The 22256-nt window shown below is 66.7% G+C and carries 16 protein-coding genes, 1 tRNA gene and 1 pseudogene; 8 read left to right on the plus strand and 10 right to left on the minus strand.

Features of this window, described 5'->3' with window-relative positions:
• The 4 genes and pseudogenes from CCS01_RS34975 to CCS01_RS03690 all read right to left on the minus strand — a co-directional run.
• Positions 1 to 96: pseudogene (locus CCS01_RS34975) on the minus strand (IS5/IS1182 family transposase); the annotation flags it as partial.
• 167 nt (positions 97 to 263) lie between these two features.
• A complete protein-coding gene (locus tag CCS01_RS03680) occupies positions 264 to 458 on the minus strand; it encodes a heavy-metal-associated domain-containing protein (protein WP_104517474.1) in 195 nt (64 codons plus the stop codon).
• A gap of 35 nt (positions 459 to 493) precedes the next feature.
• The gene (locus CCS01_RS03685) at positions 494 to 1465 is read right to left on the minus strand and encodes a hypothetical protein (protein ID WP_104517475.1); all 972 of its coding nucleotides are present in this window, start codon (positions 1463 to 1465) and stop codon (positions 494 to 496) included.
• A gap of 76 nt (positions 1466 to 1541) precedes the next feature.
• Positions 1542 to 2921: an MBOAT family O-acyltransferase gene (locus CCS01_RS03690; protein WP_104517476.1), complete on the minus strand. Its 1380-nt coding sequence runs from the start codon at positions 2919 to 2921 to the stop codon at positions 1542 to 1544.
• 1205 nt (positions 2922 to 4126) lie between these two features.
• Here CCS01_RS03690 and CCS01_RS03700 point away from each other — a divergent pair.
• Positions 4127 to 4816, plus strand: coding sequence for a hypothetical protein (locus tag CCS01_RS03700; RefSeq protein ID WP_104517478.1), 690 nt, complete (start codon positions 4127 to 4129; stop codon positions 4814 to 4816).
• Between the two features lie 55 nt (positions 4817 to 4871).
• Here the strand turns inward: CCS01_RS03700 and CCS01_RS03705 are convergent, their stop codons facing one another.
• On the minus strand, positions 4872 to 8033 hold the full coding sequence (locus tag CCS01_RS03705; RefSeq protein ID WP_104517479.1) for an efflux RND transporter permease subunit: 3162 nt from the start codon (positions 8031 to 8033) through the stop codon (positions 4872 to 4874).
• Between the two features lie 130 nt (positions 8034 to 8163).
• On the opposite strand from CCS01_RS03705, the gene CCS01_RS03710 reads away from it, so the two are divergent.
• Entirely contained in the window at positions 8164 to 9324 is a 1161-nt protein-coding gene (locus CCS01_RS03710; RefSeq protein WP_158258213.1) for an efflux RND transporter periplasmic adaptor subunit, read from the plus strand.
• Positions 9325 to 9744: 420 nt separating this feature from the next.
• On the opposite strand, the gene CCS01_RS03715 is transcribed toward CCS01_RS03710, so the two are convergent.
• On the minus strand, positions 9745 to 10533 hold the full coding sequence (locus CCS01_RS03715; RefSeq protein WP_104517481.1) for a cyclase family protein: 789 nt from the start codon (positions 10531 to 10533) through the stop codon (positions 9745 to 9747).
• Positions 10533 to 11438, minus strand: coding sequence for a dioxygenase family protein (locus CCS01_RS03720; RefSeq protein WP_239991993.1), 906 nt, complete (start codon positions 11436 to 11438; stop codon positions 10533 to 10535). The genes CCS01_RS03715 and CCS01_RS03720 overlap by 1 nt, the downstream gene beginning before the upstream one ends.
• Before the next feature lie 110 nt (positions 11439 to 11548).
• Here CCS01_RS03720 and CCS01_RS03725 point away from each other — a divergent pair, with 110 nt between their 5' ends.
• The 5 genes from CCS01_RS03725 (at position 11549) to CCS01_RS03745 (ending at position 17674) form a co-directional block, all read left to right on the plus strand.
• Positions 11549 to 12802, plus strand: a complete 1254-nt coding sequence (locus tag CCS01_RS03725) for an amino acid ABC transporter substrate-binding protein (RefSeq protein ID WP_204848132.1) — start codon at positions 11549 to 11551, stop codon at positions 12800 to 12802.
• A 233-nt stretch (positions 12803 to 13035) separates the two neighbouring features.
• Positions 13036 to 13905, plus strand: coding sequence for a pyruvate, water dikinase regulatory protein (locus CCS01_RS03730; protein WP_104517482.1), 870 nt, complete (start codon positions 13036 to 13038; stop codon positions 13903 to 13905).
• Between the two features lie 67 nt (positions 13906 to 13972).
• Positions 13973 to 14049, plus strand: a tRNA-Pro gene (locus CCS01_RS03735).
• 105 nt (positions 14050 to 14154) lie between these two features.
• The gene (locus tag CCS01_RS03740) at positions 14155 to 16518 is read left to right on the plus strand and encodes a DEAD/DEAH box helicase (protein WP_104517483.1); all 2364 of its coding nucleotides are present in this window, start codon (positions 14155 to 14157) and stop codon (positions 16516 to 16518) included.
• A complete protein-coding gene (locus CCS01_RS03745) occupies positions 16508 to 17674 on the plus strand; it encodes a zinc ribbon domain-containing protein (protein ID WP_104517484.1) in 1167 nt (388 codons plus the stop codon). Before CCS01_RS03740 ends, CCS01_RS03745 begins: the two co-directional genes overlap by 11 nt.
• A 49-nt stretch (positions 17675 to 17723) precedes the next feature.
• Here CCS01_RS03745 and CCS01_RS03750 read toward each other — a convergent pair whose 3' ends face one another.
• The gene (locus tag CCS01_RS03750; protein ID WP_158258214.1) at positions 17724 to 18353 is read right to left on the minus strand and encodes a nitroreductase family protein; all 630 of its coding nucleotides are present in this window, start codon (positions 18351 to 18353) and stop codon (positions 17724 to 17726) included.
• A 170-nt stretch (positions 18354 to 18523) separates the two neighbouring features.
• Between CCS01_RS03750 and ald the strand changes: the two genes are divergently transcribed.
• Positions 18524 to 19648, plus strand: coding sequence for an alanine dehydrogenase (ald, locus tag CCS01_RS03755; protein ID WP_104517486.1), 1125 nt, complete (start codon positions 18524 to 18526; stop codon positions 19646 to 19648).
• Between the two features lie 196 nt (positions 19649 to 19844).
• Here ald and CCS01_RS03760 read toward each other — a convergent pair whose 3' ends face one another.
• On the minus strand, positions 19845 to 21188 hold the full coding sequence (locus CCS01_RS03760) for an MFS transporter (protein ID WP_104517487.1): 1344 nt from the start codon (positions 21186 to 21188) through the stop codon (positions 19845 to 19847).
• Positions 21189 to 21476: 288 nt separating this feature from the next.
• A complete protein-coding gene (locus CCS01_RS03765) occupies positions 21477 to 22238 on the minus strand; it encodes a haloacid dehalogenase type II (RefSeq protein WP_104517488.1) in 762 nt (253 codons plus the stop codon).
• Positions 22239 to 22256: the final 18 nt, after the last annotated feature.

Here is a 22256-nt window from a genome sequence, read left to right on the forward strand (position 1 = left end):
GTTGTTCGCAGCGGTCACGCCAACGGACCCCGGACGGCCCGGCAAATGGTCCTTGATCCGCTCCCACTGGTCGTCGCGCAAGGCATGTCGATGCATCGGTCAGCCTCTCCAAAGCTGACTGCCTATGAATCGAAGAACCGGGGCTGCTGGAATCGGGAAGCCGCTTGTTGATCAACGATTCCGCCGCACTGTTGCAGCCCAGACCCACTCGGCTGGCTCCAATTGACGACACGCCCTAGGCCGCATGCCGCCCAGCGGCCGTGTCAGCCCTCGACGGTGAAACCCGCCTCGCGGATCGCCGCCGCCACGGCCTCGTCCGACGCCGTCGTCTCCACCCGCACCTGCCTTGTCTGCAGATCGGCCTGCACCGTTGCCTTCTCGTCCAGGTCGCGCACGGCGCCGGTCACGGAACGGACGCAGCCGTCGCAATGCATGTCGGGCACGCGGAATACAGACATCGCACTCATCCTTCAGGCAGGTTATCCGCTGCTTATCAAGGCCCGGACGGGCCGGAAAGCAAGCGATAATCCGCCGACGTCTCCCCGCGCGCCGCCGCCTCCAGATCCCGCGCCAGCCGATCGGCGACGGCGACGCGATAGTGCAGGCCATCCCAGTAGTTGCCGTCGTTATTGGTGATCGGGCTTGGCAGCATGAAATCGACCACCTCGGTGTGCGGCAGGTCCCGCGCCATGCCGGCCACGCGGCGCTTGCACTCGTTCCACACCACCGCGGCCGCGCTGCCCGGCGGGGCCAGTAGGCGGTGGTTGTAGGGAGTGAAGAACAGGATCCGATGGGTTTCCGCCGGCAACCGCGACAAATCGTCGCGCAGCACCTCCAGGGCGGGGAAGCGCCACGTCTCCGGCGGCCCCGTCCGTTCGCCGAGCGGCACGACGACGCCGTCGGCCCGCAGATGCGCCAACGCCCGCGCCGGGTCGTATTGCGAGTCCGGCGGGACGAAGCGGGTGTAGCCGTCACGCCCCATGTCCGGCCGCTTCAGGCCGGTCAGCACGCCGAACTGCTTGCCGGCCTCCTGCACCGTGAACAGGTTGAACATCTCGCCATAGCCGCGCCAGCGGTCGCGGCCGTACATCCAGGCGGGAAACTCGCGCTCGGTCAGTTTCTGATAGCTGTCCCCGGTGGCGCACCAGGGGAAGTCCAGGCCGAGAAGGACGACCTTCGGCTGCTTGTGGGCGCGGCGGAAGACGGTGAACAGGCTGGAGATCTCGAACGGCGTCGCCGCGTTCATCGCCAGGTTGACGAAGCGGGCGCCGAACACCGGATCCAGCGCCGCGGGCCGCAGCAGGCGGCTGGTGGAGGTGCCCAGGATCGCGCTGTCGAACTGCGGTGAGCGTGCCAGCATCGGATAGGAGAAGCGCTGGTTGCCGGTGACCGGCACCCGGTCGAACGGCGGCGACAGCGGCAGCATGCCCCAGGGATCGACCAGCACGACGAACAGAAAGATCACGGCGGCACACGCCACCGTCGAGCCGGCCGCCAGCCGGAAGAAGCGGCGCCAGGCGGCCGGGGCTTGGGCCGGGGCGTCAGAACTGGAAGTAGATGAAGACATTGGGCAGGCGCCCCCCGACCAGCAACAGCAGATAGGCCAGCAGCGCGCCGGCCGGGACCGCCAGCCAGGGCGCCGGTCGCAGCCGGGCTAGCGCCGCGTCCTGGCTGACCGGCCCCAGCAGGGCGATGCCGGCGCCCGCCACCAGGGCGATGACGTATTCCCGGTCCAGCGACACGTGCCCGGCGCCGTGCAGCCCGGCCATGCTGAGCAGCATCTGCCCCGCATGGGTGAAATCCGGGGAGCGGAACAGCACCCAGCCCGCCATCACGAACAGCAGCGTCAGCAGCCAGGCCAGCGGCGTGGGCAGGCGGCGGCCGCGCGCCTCCCACAGGTGGTTCACCGCCAGGGCGCCGCCGTGCAGCCCGCCCCAGGCGACGAAGGTCCAGTTCGCGCCGTGCCACAGCCCGCCCAGCAGCATCGTGGCGATGACGTTCACCACCTGCCGCGCCGGGCCGACCCGGTTGCCGCCGAGCGGGATATACAGGTAGTCGCGCAGGAAGCGGCTGAGCGTCATGTGCCAGCGGCGCCAGAAGTCGCGCACCGAGACGGCGCGGTACGGGGCGTTGAAGTTGAACGGCAGCCGCAGCCCGAACATCAGCCCGAGCCCGATCGCCATGTCGGAATAGCCGGAGAAATCGAAATAGATCTGCAACGTGTACGCCGCCGTCGCCACCCAGGCACCGGCCGCGCCCAGCACGCCGTGCTGCGCCTGCCGGAACAGCGCGTCCGCCGGCATCGCCAACGTGTCCGCCATCGCGACCTTCTTGGTGACGCCGATGAGGAACAGGATGAAGCCGCGCGACAGGTTCTCCCACATCTGCGGCCGTTTCGGGTCCGCGTCGAACTGATAGATGATCTCGTTATGCCGCACCAACGGACCGGCGATCAGTTGCGGGAAGAAGGTGACGAACATGCAGAAGTCGAGGAAGCCGTAGATGTGCCGGTCGCCGCGACGCAGGTCGATCAGATAGGAGATCTTCTGGAACACGAAGAAGCTGATGCCCAGCGGCAGGATCAGCGACCACGGCAGCCAGGGCTCGCCGAGCAGGCCGAACACCGTGCCGCGCAGGAAATCGGCGTATTTGAACAGCGCCAGCGCCAGCAGGTTCATTGCCACGCCCAGCAGCGGAATCCATCCGCGCCGCCAGACGCCGAACCACTGCGCGATCAGCCAGTTGGCCAGCGTCAGGCCAACCAGCAGTGGCACGAAGCGCACGTCCCACCAGGCGTAGAAGCCGATCGAGGCCAGCACCACCACGGCCTGCCGCGCGGGGCGGTTCGCTGCGAGCGCATAATACAGCCCGAGCACGGCGGGCAGGAAGAAGACGATGAAGACCTGGGAGTTGAACAGCATCGGCGGCAGTGTACTCGCTGGCGGCAGGCAGCATGGGGCGGCGGATGGTCGGCACCGCACGCGGCATGGTGTGACGGACCGGGGCCCGTTCCGCAAGCCTCGGCGCGAGGGCGGGACCCTGCTGGGCAGCGTGGCTGGCCCGTTCGCGCCTGCACGATTTCGTTATCGAGGTGCATTGCATTGTCCTGGGATATGGCTTCAGGGGAGACGCCGATGCTGCAACCGCTCCGGCCGGCGGGACGGCTTGCATGACGAGCGGAAAGGGTGGCGGTTATGTAGCGATATTCCGGGCGCGGTGGTGTTGATCCGCACGGCGCCGCGATCGATGCCAGGCCAATGCGGGCGCAGGCCATTCGAAATCCCTTCTCTGCGTGCTCTGGTGCGCCCCGCTCTGCGCGCTCTGCGTTGCAAAAATGCGGTGCCGCAACAAAGAACGGCGTTGCCGGTGAGGCGCCCAACCTGAAACGCCGGTGGCGCCCCGGCCACCGCGATTCAACGCAGAGCGCGCGGAGCGGGGCGCAGAGCCCGCAGAGAAGAATTTATTGCGACCTGCGGTCACGGTTGGATGAATGGCGCCGGAAGCGGCCCTGCTTGCGCTGGACAGCCGCGCTGCCGGCGCCGGAGCCGCGGGCACGGCCTCCATTGCTTCCGGCCGGCATCCTGTCGCCGACGGCGACACCGGAGGCCTGCCTGGCCGGATGACGCGACAGATGGAACTGCAGGACTGGCCCAGGACAATGATCCTGATCGCGCTCGCTGCCTTGGGTGGTCTCGTTCATGACAATCTCGCCGGTCGGCCTGCCGGCGATCCCCCTGTTCAACCGCCTTGCGCTCAGTATCTGACAGCATGGTTCCGTCGCTCTTGCACACAAAACCGCTTGTGGTGGTTGGCGCCGCCAGTTGTTCCCTGTATCTGATACAGGCGCCGGCGCATCCAGGGCGGGACGCCCCTGTTGTGGACATACGTTTCATTCTTCTTGCCAGTGGAACGACATTTGTGCATCCATACGTTGAGACTTCAAGGCGATGGCTGCGCAGGCGCATCGACGCTTGGCTGCCTCGACAGGTCGAACCCGGCATTCCGCTTCCGAACAGGCAGATCATGCCGCCGTCCCACGAGACGTAGGCCGCAGCGGCGGTCCGCGCGCCGCCTGGCCGGCAGGCTTGCCGTTGCGTTGATAGCGGTCTGCAGCGCGAGCCGGGCATTGGCGTTCACAGCGCCATTCCAGACCGAGAGTCTGTTCTCCGTCGATCCCGGCCAAACCGGCTTCCGTGCCGTGACGACCTACACCCTTCAGCAGGGGTACGCCCTGTTCGACCTGCCTCGCTTCGAGGGGTTTTATCGCTTCCACAACGACATTGAAGTCGATATCGCCATACCGGTCGAGCTGAGCATTGGCAGCAGCACGTACTACAATTGTGGATCGACAACGGTGGTGCTGAACTACCGCATCCATGACAGCAGCAACGAATCCTGGATACCGTCAATCGGTGTGGGGCCGCAACTGAGCTTCCCGTCCGCGTTGGGCGACCACCACATCGGCACGAGCTACATGCACGGCTACCTGCCGCTGATAGCCGAAAAGGATTTCGGTCCATGGAACGCCGTCGGTAACCTGGCGGTGGGCATCAATCCTGGCAGCGGCGAGAAGAGCTATGGGTTCGCCGGCGCGTCTTTGACGCGGGAGATTACGCAGCCGCTTCGACTGGGCGCGGAGTTGTACTACCAGAGCTCCCCCCAGACAGGGCTGAAGGATGTTGTCGCCTTCAACGTCGGCGGGAAGTTAAAGCTCGGTAATAATCAACAGCTTTACTTCGCTGTCGGGCGCGGCCTGGTCAATGGCGCGAATGCCGACCGGTTCCACACCTACTTTGCTTACCAGATCAATTTTTGAACCGTGCGAATGCGCAGGCCGTCAGCCGCGGACTGGAAAGGGCTCCGCCGCCGCATCAGGCCGGATCAGCCGTAGCCTTTGCGTCTTCCTCGGTCTCGCCCGTATCGGCGTAGCCCCGGCGCGAGCGGAAACGTTCCGCAACGATATAGAACACCGGATTGAGCAGCAGCACCAGCACGGTCGCCGTCAGCATGCCGCCAATCACCGTCGTGCCAATGGCAATCCGCGCATGCGCGCCGGCGCCGGTGGCAATCGCCAGCGGCACGTTCCCCAGCGTGAACGCCAGCGACGTCATCAGGATCGGCCTCAGCCGCAGGCGGGCGCCATCCGCCGCCGACTTGACGATCCCTTCGTTGTTGCCCCGCACCCGGCGGGAGAAGGTAACCAGCAGGATCGAATTCTTCGCCGCCAGTCCGACCAGGATCAGCAACCCCACCTGGGCGAAGATATTCAGATCGAGCTGCCGCAGCCACAGGGCCAGCAAGGCGCCAAATACCCCCATCGGCACCGCCAGGATAATGACAAACGGCAGCAGCCAGCTTTCGAACTGCGCCGCGAGCACCAGGAAGATCATGATCACGCCCAGCGCGAAGATGATCGGCGCGTAGCCGCCGGTTTTCCGTTCCTGGTAGGCGACATCGGTCCATTTCAGCGCGTACTGGTGGCCAAGCTCGTTCTGCGCCAGCTTGCCGATGGCGGCGATCACCTGGCCCGAACTGGCATTGGGCGCATCCGTGACGTTCACCTCGATCGTCGGATACGTGTCATAGTGCCATACCGCCGTCGGGCCGGTCTGGAAATGCGTGCGCACCACCGAGCCAAGGCGCACCGGCCGGCCGTCGGCGTTCAGCACCGTCAGGCTGTCCAGGTTCTTCGGTGTCCGCCGGCCGCTGGCTTCGCTTTCGACGTAGACATGGTATTCATATCCGAAACGGTCGAACAGGTTGACGAAGGTTGAGCCCGTATACGTTCCAATCGTCGTGAACAGGTCCGACAGACTGACCCCCAACTGGGCGGCCCGCGCGCGGTCGACATCCAGTTGCAGCTCCGGCATGCCGCTTTCCGTCGTCGGCTCGGCGTGCGCAACCGCCTTGAGCTGTTGCACCTTGGCGATGAATTTGTCGGCCGCCTGGCGCAGGGACCGCCCGCCGCTGCCGCTGCGGTCCTCTATCTCGAACGTCAGGCCGCCTAGCGCGCCCAGGCCGGGGACAGGGGGCGGCTGGTTCGCGCGGATGATCGCATCCGGATCATCCGCGAAATGCCGCCTGACGTCCGCGATCAGGTCACCGGCGCTGACCGAACGCTGGCTCCAGGGCTTCAATGCGGGAAAGATCGAGCCAAGCTGCAGGCCGGCGACATTCGTCAGGTCGTTCTGGCCGGAGACCGACAGCGTATTGGCCACGCCTTCCTGCCGCCGGATCCAGCCCGCGACCCGGCGCTCCACCGCCTGGGTCCGGCCGAGCGTGGCGCCCTTCGGCAGAAGCACGTCAACGAAGAAAAAGCCCTGGTCCTCGATCGGAATGAAACCGCTCGGGACGATCAGCAGAAACAGGATCGCGGCGCCGACTACGGCCACAAGGCCCGCGATCGCGATCCAGACATGGCCGGACAGCCATTCGATGGCCCGCCCGTTCGCCGATTTCAGCCGCTCGAGCCCGGCGTTGAACCAGTCCACCGGCTTGTGCCACCATCGGGACTGCGTCCTGTTTTCGGACCGCTTCAGCAACAGGGCGCACAGGGCCGGCGTCAGCGTCAGCGATACAAGTCCCGACAGCGCGACGGCAACGGCAATCGTCAGGGCGAACTGGTTGTAGAACCGCCCGGTCAGCCCCGGAACGAATGCGACCGGAACGAACAACGCCAGCAGCACCAGCACCGTCGCGATCACCGGCTCGCCGACCTCCGACAGGGCCTGCTCGGCGGCCTGCTTCGGGTCCTTGCCGTCTTCGATGTTCCGTTGCACATTCTCCACCACCACGATCGCGTCATCCACGACCAGTCCCACGGCCAGTATCAGGCCGAGCAGGCTGAGCGTGTTGATGGAAAACCCGAACAGCGCCATCGGCATGAAGGCGCCGATCAGCGCGACCGGAATGGCGATCGACGGGATCAGCGTCGCCCGCCAGTTCTGCAGGAACAGGAAAATGACCGCGATCACCAGGACGATCGCCATGCCGAGGGTCTTGATCACCTCCCGGATCGACGCCCGGATCATCTGCGTGCGGTCAACCGTGATCGTATAGGTCATGCCGGGCGGAAATCGCTGTGCGGCTTCCTGCATCGTCTTGCGCACGCCGGCCATCACCTGCATGGCATTCGCGCCCGGCACCTGGTAGAGCTGGATCGCGGCTGCCGGCAGCCCGGAGAATTCCGACCCGGCCGTGTAGTCTTCCGCCCCCAGTTCGGCGTGACCGACGTCCTTGATGCGGACCACGGCCCCATTAGGGCGGGCACGGAGGATGATGTCGTCGTATTCGCTCGCGTGCTGGAGTCGTTCCTGTCCCGACAGGATCAGCGTATAACCGGGCGGATGGCCATCGGTTGGCGGCCCGCCCAGCCGGCCGGCCACAACCTGCGTGTTCTGCGCCGAGACGGCATTGACCACCATCTGCGGATCAACGCCGTACGCCTCCATCTTGAGCGGATCGAGCCAGATCCGCATCGCGTAGATCCGCTTGTTGATGTTGTGCACGCGGCCCATGCCGGAGACGCGCTTCAGCGCCTTGATGACCCGGGTTTCCGCCCAGTTGCTCAGGAACAGCTGGTCGAACGGATGGTCCTTGTCGCCGTGCAGGACGACGATGGCCAGTTGCTGCCGCGTCGCCTTGGTGACCTTGACGCCGCTTCGCTGCACCGTCTGCGGCAACTGGCTCAAGGCCTGGTTCACGCGGGTCAGCACCTCGGCCGCCGCCGCGTTCAGACTGTAACCAATCCGGAACGTGACGGTGATATCGCATTCGCCGTCATTGTTGCTCATGGACGCCAGGTAGATCATGCCGGGCGCGCCGTTGATCTGCTGCTCCAGCGGGATCGCGACGGTCTTCGCGGTCGCCTCAGCGTTGGCGCCCGTGAATACCGCAGTCACGTGGATGGTCGGCGGCGTGATCCGGGGATACAGCGCGATCGGCAGCGTCATCAGGAACACGCCGCCGCCGATCACCAGAATGATCGATATGACGGACGCGAAGATCGGGCGCCTGACGAAGTAGGACAGCATCGCTCCTCCAAGGCTCGACCCGAACGCCGCCTTCTTTCAGGAGGAATCGATCGGCGAAATGCTGGGCAGGGAACGCGAGCCCCGTGCCGGAGTTGCACGTTGCGACTGCTTCAGAACAACCGGAGACGAAATGCCGCGACGGCTGCTGTGGTGGAGCATCGGGAGCGCCGCCGTCCTGTGCGTGGCGGCGGGATGGTTCGTGCTCGGGCTACCTCCGTTCGGAAGCAGCCGCCAAAGTCAGAAAACCCAGCCGAAACCGCTGGAAATCCAGGCGGCCGAGGTGCGGCGCGTCGCGTTGCCGATAGAGTCGGATTACACCGGCGTTGTCGTCTCGCCGCTGAACACGGAGTTGCGCGCACGGGTCACCGGATATGTGATCGAGCGGAACTTCAAGCTGGGGGAAAGCGTGAAGGCCGGCGACGTGCTGTTCAGGATTGATCCGCGTCCCTTCGTCGTCGCGCTGGCACAGGCAACCGGCAGGCGCAAGGAAGCGCAAGCATCCGTGGAATTCTACCAGGCGCAGGTGGACCGGTACAAGCCGCTCGCGCGCAAAGGGTTTGCCTCGCAGGAGCGATTCCAGACCGCGCAGCGCAACCGCGACCAGGCGGAAGGCCAGGTCGCCATTGCCGCGGCGCAGATCGCGCGACAGGAACTCAACCTGAAATATGCCAACGTTCGCGCGCCCTATGACGGACGCACGGGCATCACCAATGTGAACGTCGGCGACCTTGTGATGGCCGATCAGAGCAACCTTGTCAGGCTGATCCAGCTCAATCCGATCCGCATTCAGGTGGCTCTTTCGCAGCCGGACGCGCAGGCTGTGCAGGCCGCGCTGGCGTCGGGCGGAACGCCCGAGCTGGAAATCGTCGATCCTGACGGCAAGATTGAACACCGCACTGCGCGTATCAGGGAAGTCGATAACCAGTTCGACGTCACAACGGCCCGCCTGCTCGTCCGCGCAGTCGTCGACAACGCCGACTTCAGGTTGGTCCCGGGGGAATTCCTGCATGTCCGGCTGACGACGGGGACGCAGCATGAGCTGGTCGTGCCCAGCCGGGCGCTGTTCACGCAGCTTGACCAGCACCTCGTCTACCTGATCAAGGGCGGAACGGCGCATATGCAGCAGGTGGAGGTTGGCGGCGAGCACGGCCAGGACACGGTCGTCACCAAGGGACTGAGCAGCGGCGACATCGTCGCAACCGACCACATCCAGCATTTGAACGATGGCGAACCGGTCCGGCTTGAAGACCGCAAGCTGGCCGGCACAGGCGGGAAGCCGGCCGATCTGTGACGGCGGCTCCGGAAGACCTTCAGGTTCCCGTCATGGCAGCCGCAGGGCCGGCATGATGACCGAGGATGGCACGCCATTGACCGTTTCCTTGGTAAGCAAGCCACGGCAAGCGAACCGGCCATCGCGACCACAGGTGGCTTGAATCGCTTCTCTGCGCGCTCTGCGCTTCGCTCGGCGATCTCTGCGTTGAAAAATGCGGTGCTGCAACAAAGGACGGTATTGCCCATGAGTCGCCCAACCTGAAGCACCGGTGGCGCTCCGACCACCGCGATTCAACGCAGAGATCGCCGAGCGGAGCGCAGAGTACGCAGAGAAGAGTTTGTTTCGACCTGTGGTCGCGGTGGGCCAAAGGCGATCGCCGCGCCTCTCAACCGGTCTGCAGTCTGCCGCAGCGTCCGGGAAAATCCCGACGATGTTCCGCTACGCGTTGAAGATCGCCACCGCCCGCGTCCAGCCGGCCGAGGCGCGATGCACCTTCACCGGAAAGCAAACAATGTCGAAACCATCTCCCGGCAGCGCCGCCAGGTTCCCCAGCTTCTCCATCTGGAAATAGCCGATCTCCCGCCCGGCGCGGTGGCCCTCCCAGATCAGCGACACGTCGCCGGTAGCCTTCACTTTTTCCCGAGTGAACGAGAACGGCGCATCCCAGCTCCAGCCATCCGTGCCGACGACGCGCACGCCGCGCTCGGCCAGCCACAGCGTTGCCGCCCTGCCCATGCCGCAGCCGCGATCGATAAAATCGTCCTCCCCGTAACGAGCGCCGGCGGCGGTGTTGACGACGACGATCTCCAGCGGGCGCAGGTCGTGGCCGATGCGCTTCAGTTCGGCTTCGACATCACCGGGCGTGGCGACGTAGCCGTCGGGCAGATGGCGGAAATCGAGCTTGACGCCGGGCTGGTAGCACCAGTCCAGCGGCACGTCGTCGATCCGCCACGACGGCTCGCCGCCCGGCGTCAGCGCCTCGTTCATCCGGGAGAAGAAGTGCCACGGCGCGTCCATGTGGGTGCCGTTGTGGGTGCTGATCTGCACCTGCTCCACCGCGGCGAACTCGCCGTTGGGAAACTGGTCGATGCGGACCCCCATGTATTCCGCCATCGCCGGAGCAGTCTGGCGGTGGTCCATGTAGTCGATCTTCGGCAGCATGTGCGGCGGATCGCTTTTGATCCCGGCCTTCAGCGGCGAGGAAATATCGACGATGTGGCGGGCCATTATTCGGCCGCCTTCGCCAGCTTCGACGGGTCCGCGCCGACCCGGCCGGTTTCGCCCGGCGCGGCATGAGCCAGGCGGAAGTCGTAGCGAACCGCCTGCAGACCGGGCAACGGGCTGGCGGGATCATCCGCCGCCTGCACCACCAGGGATTGCGACACGCCGAACACCGTGTCGGACCCGATATTCGGATCGTCTGCGAAATACAGCGCCGTGACCAGCTCGCGGTAGCCGTTGGCGCTGATCAGGCAGTGGATGTGCGACGGGCGCATGCCGTGGCGGTTCTGCCGGTGCACCAGCGCGCCCACCGGCCCGTCCATCGGGATCGAGTAGCCCAGCGGCCGGACGGTGCGGAAGTGGAATTTCCCGTCGGCGCCGGTGCGGAAGTTGCCGCGCATGTCCATGACGTCGCCGTGGCCTTCCTGCAGGTCGTACAAGCCGCGCTCGCTGGTCTGCCAGACCTGGATCAGCGCGTTCGGTACCGGCGTGCCGGCGTTGTCGGTGACCGTGCCGTACAGGACGATCTCCGGCGCCGTCGGGTTGTGCACGATCTGCGCCCCGAGGGGCAGGGCCGGCGCGCCTTCGCGGTAGAACGGGCCGAGCAGGCTGCTCTGGCTGCCAAGCTCGCGCGCTTTCCGGTCGTGCAGCGCGTTGACCACGGCGCTTAAGCCCAGAACGTCCGACAGCAGGATGAACTCCTGCCTTATCGGCGTGCAGGCCTGGCCGACGGCGGTCAGGAACTGGATGCCCTGCAGCCATTCCTCGGGCGTCAGGTCCACGTCGCGGGCAAAGGCGTGCAGGTGGCGCACCGCCGCGTCCATGATCTGCTTCAGCCGGGGGCTTGCCGTCGCTTCCATCTGTGCCAGGGCGGCGTCGGTGACGGTGAATTCGTCCAGGTCCTGCATCATGGCCTCCCGCGGGTTTTTATGCCACGGAGCATAGGTCGAAACAGCGTGCTTTGCCACACGCCGCGGCGTCGCCCTAGGATGCCGCGCAATAACGGGGAGGAAACCACGTCATGCTCAAGCATCTGGGCGGCGCCATGCTGGCGGCCGTCATCGCCTGTGCCGCTCCGGCCGCCGCGCGCGCGGCCGATCCCATCACCATCGGCCTCGGCATGGCGCTGACCGGTGGCCTGGCGCCGAGCGGCAAGGCCGCGCTGCTGGCGATGCAGATCTGGGCCGAGGGGGTCAACGCCAAGGGCGGCCTGCTCGGGCGGCCGGTCAAGCTGGTGTACTATGACGACCAGTCTAATCCGGCGACGGTGCCGGGCCTGTACACCAAGCTGCTGGACGTCGATCACGTCGACCTGGTGATCAGCGGCTACGGCACCAACATGGTGGTGCCGGCGCTGCCGGTGATCATCCAGCACCAGCGCACCTTCCTGGGGCTGTTCGCGCTGGATGCCAATTCCGAGTTCCACTATCCGAACTACTTCTCGATCGTGCCGACCGGCGGGCCGCATCCGAAGCAGAGCTTCGCCAAACCCTTCTTCAGTGTCGCCATGGCGCAGACGCCGAAGCCGCAGACACTGGCGATCGTCGGCGCCGATGCGGAATTCGCGCACAATGCCATCGACGGCGTGCGTCAACTGGCCAAGGAGGCTGGGCTGAAGATCGTCTATGACCGGACCTATCCGCCGGCGACCGCCGATTACAGCCCGATCATCCGCGCCATCCAGGTCACCAACCCGGACCTGGTGTTCGTCGCGTCCTATCCGCCCGATACCGTCGGCATGCTGCGCGCCGCCAGTGAAGTCGGCCTGCAGACGAAACTCTTCGGCGGCGGCATGGTCGGCCTGCAGTATACGCCGCTCAAGGTGCAGCTCGGCCCGCTGATGAACGGCGTCGTCGATTATGAGTTCTGGCTGCCCACGGGAAAGCTCGCCACGCCCGCGGCGATGGATTTCCTCAAGCGCTACCAGGCGCAGGCGCCCGCGGCCGGGGTCGACGTGCTGGGCTACTACCTGCCGCCGTTCGCCTATGCCGACATGCAGGTTCTGCAGGCGGCGGTCGAGGGGACGAAGAGCCTGGACCAGGAGAAGCTCGCCGACTACCTGCGCTCGCACACCATCCATACCATTACCGGTGACATCACCTTCGGGCCGGACGGCGAGTGGACCGAGGCGCGGGTGATGGAGGTGCAGTTCCACGACGTGAAGGGCAACGACCTGGCGCAGTTCAGGGACCCGGGCAAGACCGAGACAATCCTGGATCCGCCGCCACTGAAGGACGGGGCGATCATCTATCCCTATACCAAGGCGAGGCAGTAGGCGGCCGGGACCGTTCTCTCTCCGTCATGGCCGGGCGTGTCCCGGCCATCCACCCCCCCCACCGTTGAAGCGCAGATGGCCGGGCGTGTCCCGGCCATGACGGAGGGCCAACGGATCATCCCCATTTTCCCCCATCGCGATGCCGGCCCGGCCCGTCCCCCGCTTCCCACTCAACGACGGCACAGCCATCAATAGTTGGTGGCGAACCGCCGCAACCCGGATATGGTTGCGCCATGGACACGCATCGGATCAACCTGCACCTGGTCTCGGACGCTACCGGCGAGACGCTGAACGCCATCGCCCGGGCGACCACCGTTCAATTCGAGCAAGCGGACATCGTCTATCACCGCTGGAGCCTGATCCGCACCCGCTTCCAGCTCCACCGCGTCATGGAAGGCATCGAGGCCGAGCCCGGCCCGGTGCTGTCCACCCTGATCGACCGCGCCCTGCGCGCCGAGCTCGACACCACCTGCCAGCGGCTGAACGTCAAGGTGGTGAACGTGCTCGATCCGGTCATCGAGGTGCTGCAGGAAGCCATCGGCCAGACCGCCGAGGCGCGGCCGGGGCGGCAGTACGTGCTGAACGCCGACTACTTCTCCCGCATCGACGCCATGCACTACGTCCTGGCGCACGACGACGGCCAGGCGCAGCCCGGCCTGGCCGAGGCCGACGTCGTGCTGGTCGGCGTCTCCCGCAGCTCCAAGACGCCGACATGCTTCTACCTGGCGAACCGCGGCATCAAGGCGGCGAACGTGCCGCTGGTGCCGGCCCTGCCGGCGCCGCCGGGCCTGGAGGAGGTGAAGTGCCCGGTCATCGGCCTGACCCTGGCGCCCGAGGCGCTGATCGACATCCGCCGCCACCGCCTGCGCCTGATTGGCGGCGGCGCGCATACCGGGCCGATGCGGCAGGACAACTCGGAATACGTCGACGAGGACGCGGTCAAGGCCGAGCTGCTGTGGGCGCGGCGGTTCTGCAACAGCCGCGGTTGGCCGACGATCGACGTCACCCGCCGCTCGATCGAGGAAACGGCGGCGACGGTGCTGCAACTGATGGAGAGCTGGCACAACCGCAAGAAAGCGGCCGAGTCTCTTCCCGCCACATAATCGGCGCCAGGATGCAGAATGTGGGTTGCCTGCCTCGGCCGGGGAGGCTATACGCCGCGACCTCGGTCGGAGTGTAGCTCAGCCTGGTAGAGCACTGTGTTCGGGACGCAGGGGCCGGAGGTTCGAATCCTCTCACTCCGACCAGTTCCCGCTGATGATGCGGCGGTCCGGCATCACGCTGCTCGCGTGGCCAGGCGGATTATCGTCTTGCACGCTTGGCAGGACATCCCATTTAGGGGAATATCCCCTATGGACGACCAGCCAACGAATCGACGCAGCGCTGACGACACCGCGCGTAACCAAGGCCGCCGCCCGGCCGCGCAGGACGATTTGCTCGGCGGCACGGCGCCGGCGCCCGACAAGCATGACCGGGATTACTGGGAAATCGAGATACGCACCCTGCTGGCCGCGCGGTCGCCGCGCTGCATGCTGGTTGCCGAACAGGCCCTGACCGCGTGTCCCGGCGATCCCGAATTGCTGCTGCTGGCGGCGCTGACCGCGCTGGCCAACGACGATCCGGAACGCGCGCACCGCATGCTGAAGCGCTTCCGCAAGCGCTGGGCGACGGCGAAGGATGCGGAACTGCTGACCGCCCTCGCGCTCGGCCAGCAGAAGCAATATGCCAAGGCCATGACGGTGCTCCGTGAGAGCAAGCTGGAAACCGACCGCGCCGCCCTTGCCGCCTTCATCGGCGATTCCTTTATGCGGGACTGGCTGCTCGGCAGCCTGGACGAGATCAGGCGCAAGGCCGCGCTGGCGAACATCCTGAAGGGCCCGGCCAGGCCGCCCGCCCGCCCCGGGACGAAGCCGGCTGCCCGTGCCGCGGCGAAGCCGCCGCGTCCCGCCCCGGTGCTCCCGGCGCTGCCCACGGTGGCGGATCTGCCGAAGCTGGAGGCGCATTTCGACATGGCGTACGACCTCGCCAACGTCGATGCGATTGCAACGACCGAGCCGCGGCCCGACCCGGCGGCGTTCCACCTGCGCAGCGAACTGGTGCGCCTGAGCCTTTTCGAGGGCTTCGACGAACTGCTGTGCCTGCCCGTGCTGCACGACGTCGAGGCGCACTGGTACCAGATCGAAACCGTCCGCAAGGTCCTGAAGCAATACCGCGGCCGCGTCCTGCTCGCCGACGAGGTCGGGCTTGGCAAGACCATCGAGGCCGGCATGGTGCTGAAGGAATACATCCTGCGCGGCATGGCCGAGCGCATCCTGATCCTGACCCCGGCCTCGCTGGTCGGGCAGTGGCGCGACGAGATGGAGTCGAAGTTCGGCATCGACTGCGCCACCACCCACGATCCGCTGCTGCGCGCCGATCCGGGCGCGTTCTGGGCCCAGCCACGCGTGATCGCCTCGATCGCCGCCGCGCGCCGCAAGGAACATGCCGAGATCCTGGCGGGCCTGCATTACGACGTGGTGGCGGTGGACGAGGCGCATCACCTGCGCGACCAGTCCTCCGCCAGCTACCAGCTGGTGAACCGCTTGCAGAAGCGTTTCCTGCTGCTGCTGTCGGCGACTCCGGTGCAGAACAGCCTGCTGGAGCTGTACAACCTGCTGACCCTGCTGCAGCCCGGCATCTTCAAGACGCAGAAGGAATTCCGCCAGGCCTACATGGTGCCCGGCAAGCCGCGCGAGCCGGTGAACCGCGAGAAGCTGCGCGACCTGATGCGCGGCGTGATGGTGCGCAACACCCGCGCGGTGGTGGCGCTGAAGCTGCCGCGCCGCCACGCCTCCACGCTGCGCGCCACGCCGGAGGAGGCGGAGGCGCGTTGCTACGCCGATTTGACCGCGCTGGTGCGGGAGATGGCGGCGGGCAGCAACGAGGGCGCGCACCGGCTGTCCTTGCAGCACGTGCTGGCCGCCGCCGGATCGTCCCCTGCCGCCGCTTCCGCCGCCATCGCCCGCTTCGCCGAGCGCCATCCGAAGGACAAGCGCTGGGCCGATCTGCTGAAACGAACCAAGGCGTTGCCGGCGGGGGCGAAGCAGGCGGCGCTGCTGCGGCTGCTGGCGCAGAATCCCGCTGAGAAGAAGCTGGTGTTCGTGCACCAGCGCGACACCCTGCACCACCTGGCGGATGTGTTACGCCAGCGGAAGATGTCGTTCGCAACCTTCTCCGGCGACATGACCGGCCCGCAGAAGGACGCGGCGGTGGAATCGTTCCGCGACAGCGTGCCGGTCCTGCTGTGTACTGAATCCGGGGGCGAGGGGCGGAATCTGCAGTTCTGCAATACGCTGATCAACTTCGACATCCCCTGGAACCCGATGGCAATCGAGCAGCGCATCGGCCGCATCGACCGCATCGGCCAGGTGCGCGAGGTGTTCATCTTCAACCTGGTCACCGCCGGGACGATCGAGGACTCGGTGCTGCGCATCCTCGACGAGAAGATCAACATGTTCGAGCTGGTCGTCGGCGAAGTCGGCGCCATCCTGGGCGAGATCGACGAGCAGCAGGATTTCTCCACCCTGGTGCTGGAGGCCTGGCTGGAAACCACCGAACAGGGCCGCGCCGAGGCGTTCAGCAAGCTGGAGGCGCAGGTGCTGGCGGCGCGCAAGGATTACGAAGGCATCAAGCAGCTGGACGACGCGCTGTTCGGGAACGAGCTCGATGCAGCCTGAAACCGCCGAACCGGGCCGGATGCAGCGCTTCGTCACCGCGCTGCTGCGCCACGAGGACGCGCTGGTCGAGCCGATCGAGCCGGAGGGCCTGGAAGTCCTGGCGCCGCCGCCGGTACAGCAGGCTTTGGGCATCGGCGAACTGGCGCGGCTGGGCTTCGGCACCACCCTGCCGCCGGGCGCGCAGCGGGTCGGCATCGAGGGCGACTGGCTGGAGCGGTTCGCCCGGCTGCTGGGCGCGCGCGGGCGCTGGATGCGCCGCGAACTGGCCGCCGATGCCAAGGCGCCGGGCGATCCCGAGCGGGCGCTGGCGCACGAGCTGGTGCTGGATAACGCAACGTTCCGGCTGCAGGATGTGACCCGGGCCTGGACGCGCTACCTGGTGATGGACTTCCGCGCCTCGGCTGTTTCGGACGACAAACGTGACCTGATCGTCCGCCTGGGCGTGAACCTGGCGACCGGCTCGCTGCCGGATGCGGTGGTGACGGCGCTGGGTCCGGCGCTCGACCGCGTGCCGTGGGACGAGGAAGACGCCGGGCAGCCCGCCGCGCCGCAGGCCGCGCTGCCCCCGCTGTGGGATCACGCCCGGCTGACGGCCCTGGTGCAGCGGGCGCTGCCGCCGCGGCTGGAGGCGGCGCTGCAACCGTTCGTCAAGGGCATGCAGCGGAGGCTGAGCCGTGACCAGGATCGTCTGTACAGATACCACAACGACCTGTACCACGAAGCCATGCGCCGCGCCTTCGGCCTGCCGGAGGGCGATGCGAAACGCACGCGCGAGGAACAGCGGGCCGAGGCGATTCAGCGCGAGTACCGCGCCAAGCTGGACGACCTCGAGCGGCAATACGCCACGCGGGTGACGGTCGATTGGGTGCAGACGCTGGAACTGGTGACGCCGGTGCATCGTTTCGCCGTGCAGATCCGCCGGCGCAAGGCCGACCGGATGATTTCACTCGACTGGAACCCGCTGGCGCGAAGGCTGGAGCCGCCGGTGTGCGAGGCGACCTTCGGCACCGAGCGGCCGCGCCTGGTGTGCGACGACAAGCTGCATCTGGTGGTGCCGGCCGGCCTGGCGCCGTGCGTGAATTGCGGCCGGCCGTTCTGCCGCGCCTGCCACGGCGGCCGCTGCCCGAAATGCGGGACGGACGGGCAGATACCCTGATATCGGTCCTGCCAGGGCTATGACGGATCGGGAACGATCCCTTGCACCCTCACCCCTCCGTCCACCTCTCTCCCCATCGATCGGAGAACGCAACATCCTCCACCGCCGTCCGCGCCACCGGCCCGAACTTCCCCAGCGGGTATCCCATCGGCAGGATCGCATATGAATGCGTCCCCTCCGGCAACCCCAGCGCCGCCTCGGCTTCCTTCTCGAACAGCAGATACAGCGTCGTCAGCGTCGCCCCCAGGCCCAAAGCCCGTGCCGCCAGCAGCATGTTCTGCACCGCCGGATAGATCGACGCACCCGAGGTCCGCGTATGGGTCCCGCCCTCCAGGCATGGAACGATCCACACCGGCGCCTCGTGCAGATGCTCCGCCAGGTGCTCGGCCGCGGCCAGCATGCGGTCGAACCGCTCGCGTGACGACCCCGGCGCCGGTGCGCCACTTCGATAGCGCGGCGCAACGACCTCGTGCCAGCCGCGGCGGTACCACTGCGCCACCGCGGTCTTGATCGCCGGGTCGCGCACCACCAGGAACCGCCAAGCCTGCATGTTGCCGCCGCTCGGCGCGGCGGTGCCGGCCTCCAGCACCTGCCGGATCAGCGCCGGCGGCACCGGGTCCGGCTTCAGCCGCCGCATCGACCGCGTGGTCCGGATGATCTCGAACAGGTCCGTGTTCATGCGTTCTCCCCCGCCATGGCACCAGCGTCCGCTGAATATCGTCCGCCCCATGCGATACCCGGACCGGCCGTGGCCGTTTACACGAAAAAGTGATAGCGAGTCGCGCCGAGCCAATCTCACATGAGGATGCAACGAAACCCCGCGCCCCGGCGCACTGAAGGAGACTCCGCGTGAAAATCGGCGTGCCCAAGGAGATCAAGACCCACGAATACCGGGTCGGCCTGACGCCGGCCGGCGCGCGGGAACTGGTTCACCACGGCCACCAGGTGATCGTCCAGCACGACGCCGGCGCCGGCCTCGGCTTCGGCGACGACGCCTACCAGGAAGCCGGCGCCGGCATCGCCGCCTCCGCCCCCGAGGTGTTCGCCGCGGCCCAGATGATCGTCAAGGTGAAGGAACCGCAGCCATCGGAGATCGCCCTGCTGCGCCCCGGCCAGATCCTGTTCACCTACCTGCACCTCGCCGCCGATGCGGAACAGACGCATGGCCTGATGCGCGCCGGCGCCACCTGCATCGCCTACGAGACCGTCACCGACCGCTTCGGCACCCTGCCGCTGCTCTCGCCCATGAGCGAGGTCGCCGGCCGCATGGCCGTGCAAGTCGGCGCCCACTGCCTGGAACGCGAGCAGGGCGGCGCCGGCATCCTGCTGGGCGGCGTCCCCGGCGTGCCCCCGGCCAAGGTGGTGGTGCTGGGCGGCGGCGTCGCCGGCACCAATGCCGCCCGCATGGCGGTGGGGCTGGAGGCCAGCGTCACCATCATCGACAAGTCGCTGCCACGGCTGAAGGAACTCGACCTGCAGTTCGGCCCCCGCGCCACCACGCTGTTCGCCACCACCGCCTCGATCGAGCAGATGGTGCTGGCTGCCGACATGGTCATCGGCGCCGTGCTGGTGCCGGGCGCCGCGGCGCCAAAGCTGGTGACGCGGGACATGGTGCGGCGGATGCGCCCGGGCTCGGTGCTGGTTGATATCGCCATCGACCAGGGCGGCTGCTTCGAGACCAGCCGCCCGACGACGCACGCCCAGCCGACATATGTGGAGGAGGGCGTGGTGCACTACTGCGTCACCAACATGCCCGGCGCCGTGGCTCGGACCTCGACCTTCGCCCTGACCAACGCCACCCTGCCGTTCGTGCTGGCGCTGGCCGGGAAGGGATGGCGGCAGGCGATGCTGGACGACCCGCATCTGGCCGAGGGGCTGAACGTGCACGAGGGCGAGGTGACCCACGCCGCCGTGGCCCGGGCGCTGGGGTTGCGGTGCGTGCTGGCCCATGAGGTTCTGGGACGTGGGGCGTAGGACGTTACGCCAGTGCCTGGACCAGGACGTTGCTCCATCGCCTGGACCAGAACGTTACTCTATTGTCGGGCCGGGGCGTTACTATATCGTCATGGTCGGGCGTGTCCCGGCCATCTACCCCCACCGTCGAAGCGCAGATGGCCGGGACACGCCCGGTCATGACGGAGGGGCAACGGCCCGCCCCACCGCCCCTCACTCACACATTCTCATACTCCGCGGAAATGTCCTTGTTGGTGTAGTCCTCCAGCAGCGCCGTCGCGATCAGGCCGATGATCGCGGTGATCATGATGTAGATCGCCACCGGCAGGCTGGAATGATACCGCGCCACCAGCCACGTCGCGATGAACGGCGCCGGGCCCCCGGCGATGATCGAGGCAAGCTGATACCCCAGCGACGCGCCGCTGTAGCGCAGCCGCGGCGAGAACGCCTCGGCGATCAGCGCCGCCTCGGGCCCATACAGAGTCATGACGGGAAGCAGCGAAAGCGCCACCATCAGGAAGATCACCACCGGGTTTCCGGTATCCAGCAACGCATAATAAAGGAAACCGAAAATCCCCATCATCACGCAGCCGCTCATGTACATGCGCTTGCGGCCGACTGTGTCGGACATCCGTCCGGCATAGGTGACCCACATGAAGCCGAGCACGGTCTGCAGGATGACCGCCAGCAGCAGGAAGTTGCGCGACATGCCCAGCACGTTGGTGCCGTAGGTGAAGATGAAGGTGGCGACGAGATAACCCGGCGCCTGCTCAGGCAGCCGCAGCAGGGCGGTCAGCAGCACCTGCCTGGGCTGGCGCTTCAGCACCTCCAGCACCGGCACGCGCTCGACCCGATCCTCGTCCAGGATCTTCTGGAACACCGGCGTTTCCAGGATTCCCATGCGGATCCACAGCCCGACGCCGACCATGATGATACTGATCAGGAACGGTATCCGCCAGCCCCACACCAGGAACTGGTCGCCCGACAGCCAGCTGAACAGCAGCACCGCGCTGTTGGCCAGGAACAGCCCGGCCGGCGCGCCGAACTGCGGCCAGGAGGCAATGTGTCCGCGGTTATGGTTTCCTTTGCTCCATTCCATCGCCAGCAGCACCGAGCCGCCCCATTCGCCGCCGACGCCGATGCCCTGGACCAGCCGGATGACCGTCAGCAGCACCGCGCCCCACACCCCGATCATGGCATAGGACGGCACCAGCCCGACCGCCACGGTCGCCAGCCCAGTCAGCAGCAGGGTGGTGATCAGCGTCGCCTTGCGGCCGATGCGGTCGCCGAAATGACCGAAGATCGCCGCGCCGATGGGACGGCCGACGAAGCCGATGAAGAACACGCCAAAAGCCTGCAGCACGCCGATCAGCGGCTCGGACCCGGGGAAGAACAGCTTGCCGAAGACAAGGCCGGTAACCGTGCCGTACAGCAGGAAGTCATACCATTCGATCGTGGTGCCGATGGTGCTGGCAATCAGCGCGCGGCGAAGTTGCCGGTCATGTTCAGCTTCAGACAGCCCGCCATAGGCGGGGATTGCAGAAGACGCAGTGGACATCATGAAACCTCCCGTTGCTGGGTGGCCAGGATGTACCGTCGTTGTTTTGTCCAGCATGTCGCGCTGTCAGGGCAGTTCGCTGCCCAATCGTTGGTACAGCCGGGCCAGCCAACACAATCATGATGAAAAAGTCAGAATCCGACAACGGGGAATTACGGCAACCGAAGCATCATTGTTTACGTATTGTATCAAATGACATCATGTGGGCCGCGTTGCCGCCAGGGTTGCGGCATTATGATGCCGAACCGGTTCGCCCCACCCCCGGCGGCCGGAGGCGCGCACCGTCCGGGGCTATGCCTGCGCGGCGCTGTCCAGCCGCCCCACGGCCTCGGGCAAGGCCGACAGGGCATTGACCACCGCATGCGGATCGAACCCGAGCCTCTCGCTCTGCGTCCGCAACGCCCGGGACAGGGTCCCCGGGCCAATCGGCGCCCCGCCGGTCAGGTCCGCCCGCAGGGCCGCCGGGGTCACGCGCTCGATGCGGATCACCTTGAAGCCGAAGCTCCGCGCGCCCGCAATATCAAAGCCGTTGGAGGACACGAACGCCACCTCCTCCGGCCGGCATCCCAGGCGATGCTCCACCGGTTCATAGGCGCGCCGATCGGGCTTGTAGGCCTTGCGCGCGTCAACACTGATCACGGCGTCCAGATACCGGTCCAGGCCGCTGTTCCGCACCAACGCATCCAGCATCGCGGGGCTGCCGTTGGACAGGATGGCCAGGCGGTGGTTCGGCTTCAGCGCCTCCAGTGCCGCGGCTGCGTCCGGATATGGCGACACCGTGTTGTAGGCCTCGACGATCCGGCCAAACAGCGCGGCATCGGCCGCCAGCCCCAGGGTGCCGAGCGTGTAGTTCAGGGAATCACGGGTGACCGCCAGGAAGTCCTCGTACCGGTCCATCAACGAGCGCAGCCAGGAATACTCCAGCTGCTTCAGCCGCCAGACCTGGGTGATGTAGTCGCCGTGCCCCGGAAACGCGGCCTCGATCACGCCGGCGACCGATTGCACGTCATACAGCGTCCCGTAGGCATCGAACACGACGGCCCTGATCGTCATGGCTTTTCCTCCCGGCTG

Origin of the sequence: Rhodopila globiformis (assembly GCF_002937115.1) — a bacterium.
In the GTDB taxonomy this organism is placed as follows: Bacteria; Pseudomonadota; Alphaproteobacteria; order Acetobacterales; family Acetobacteraceae; genus Rhodopila; species Rhodopila globiformis.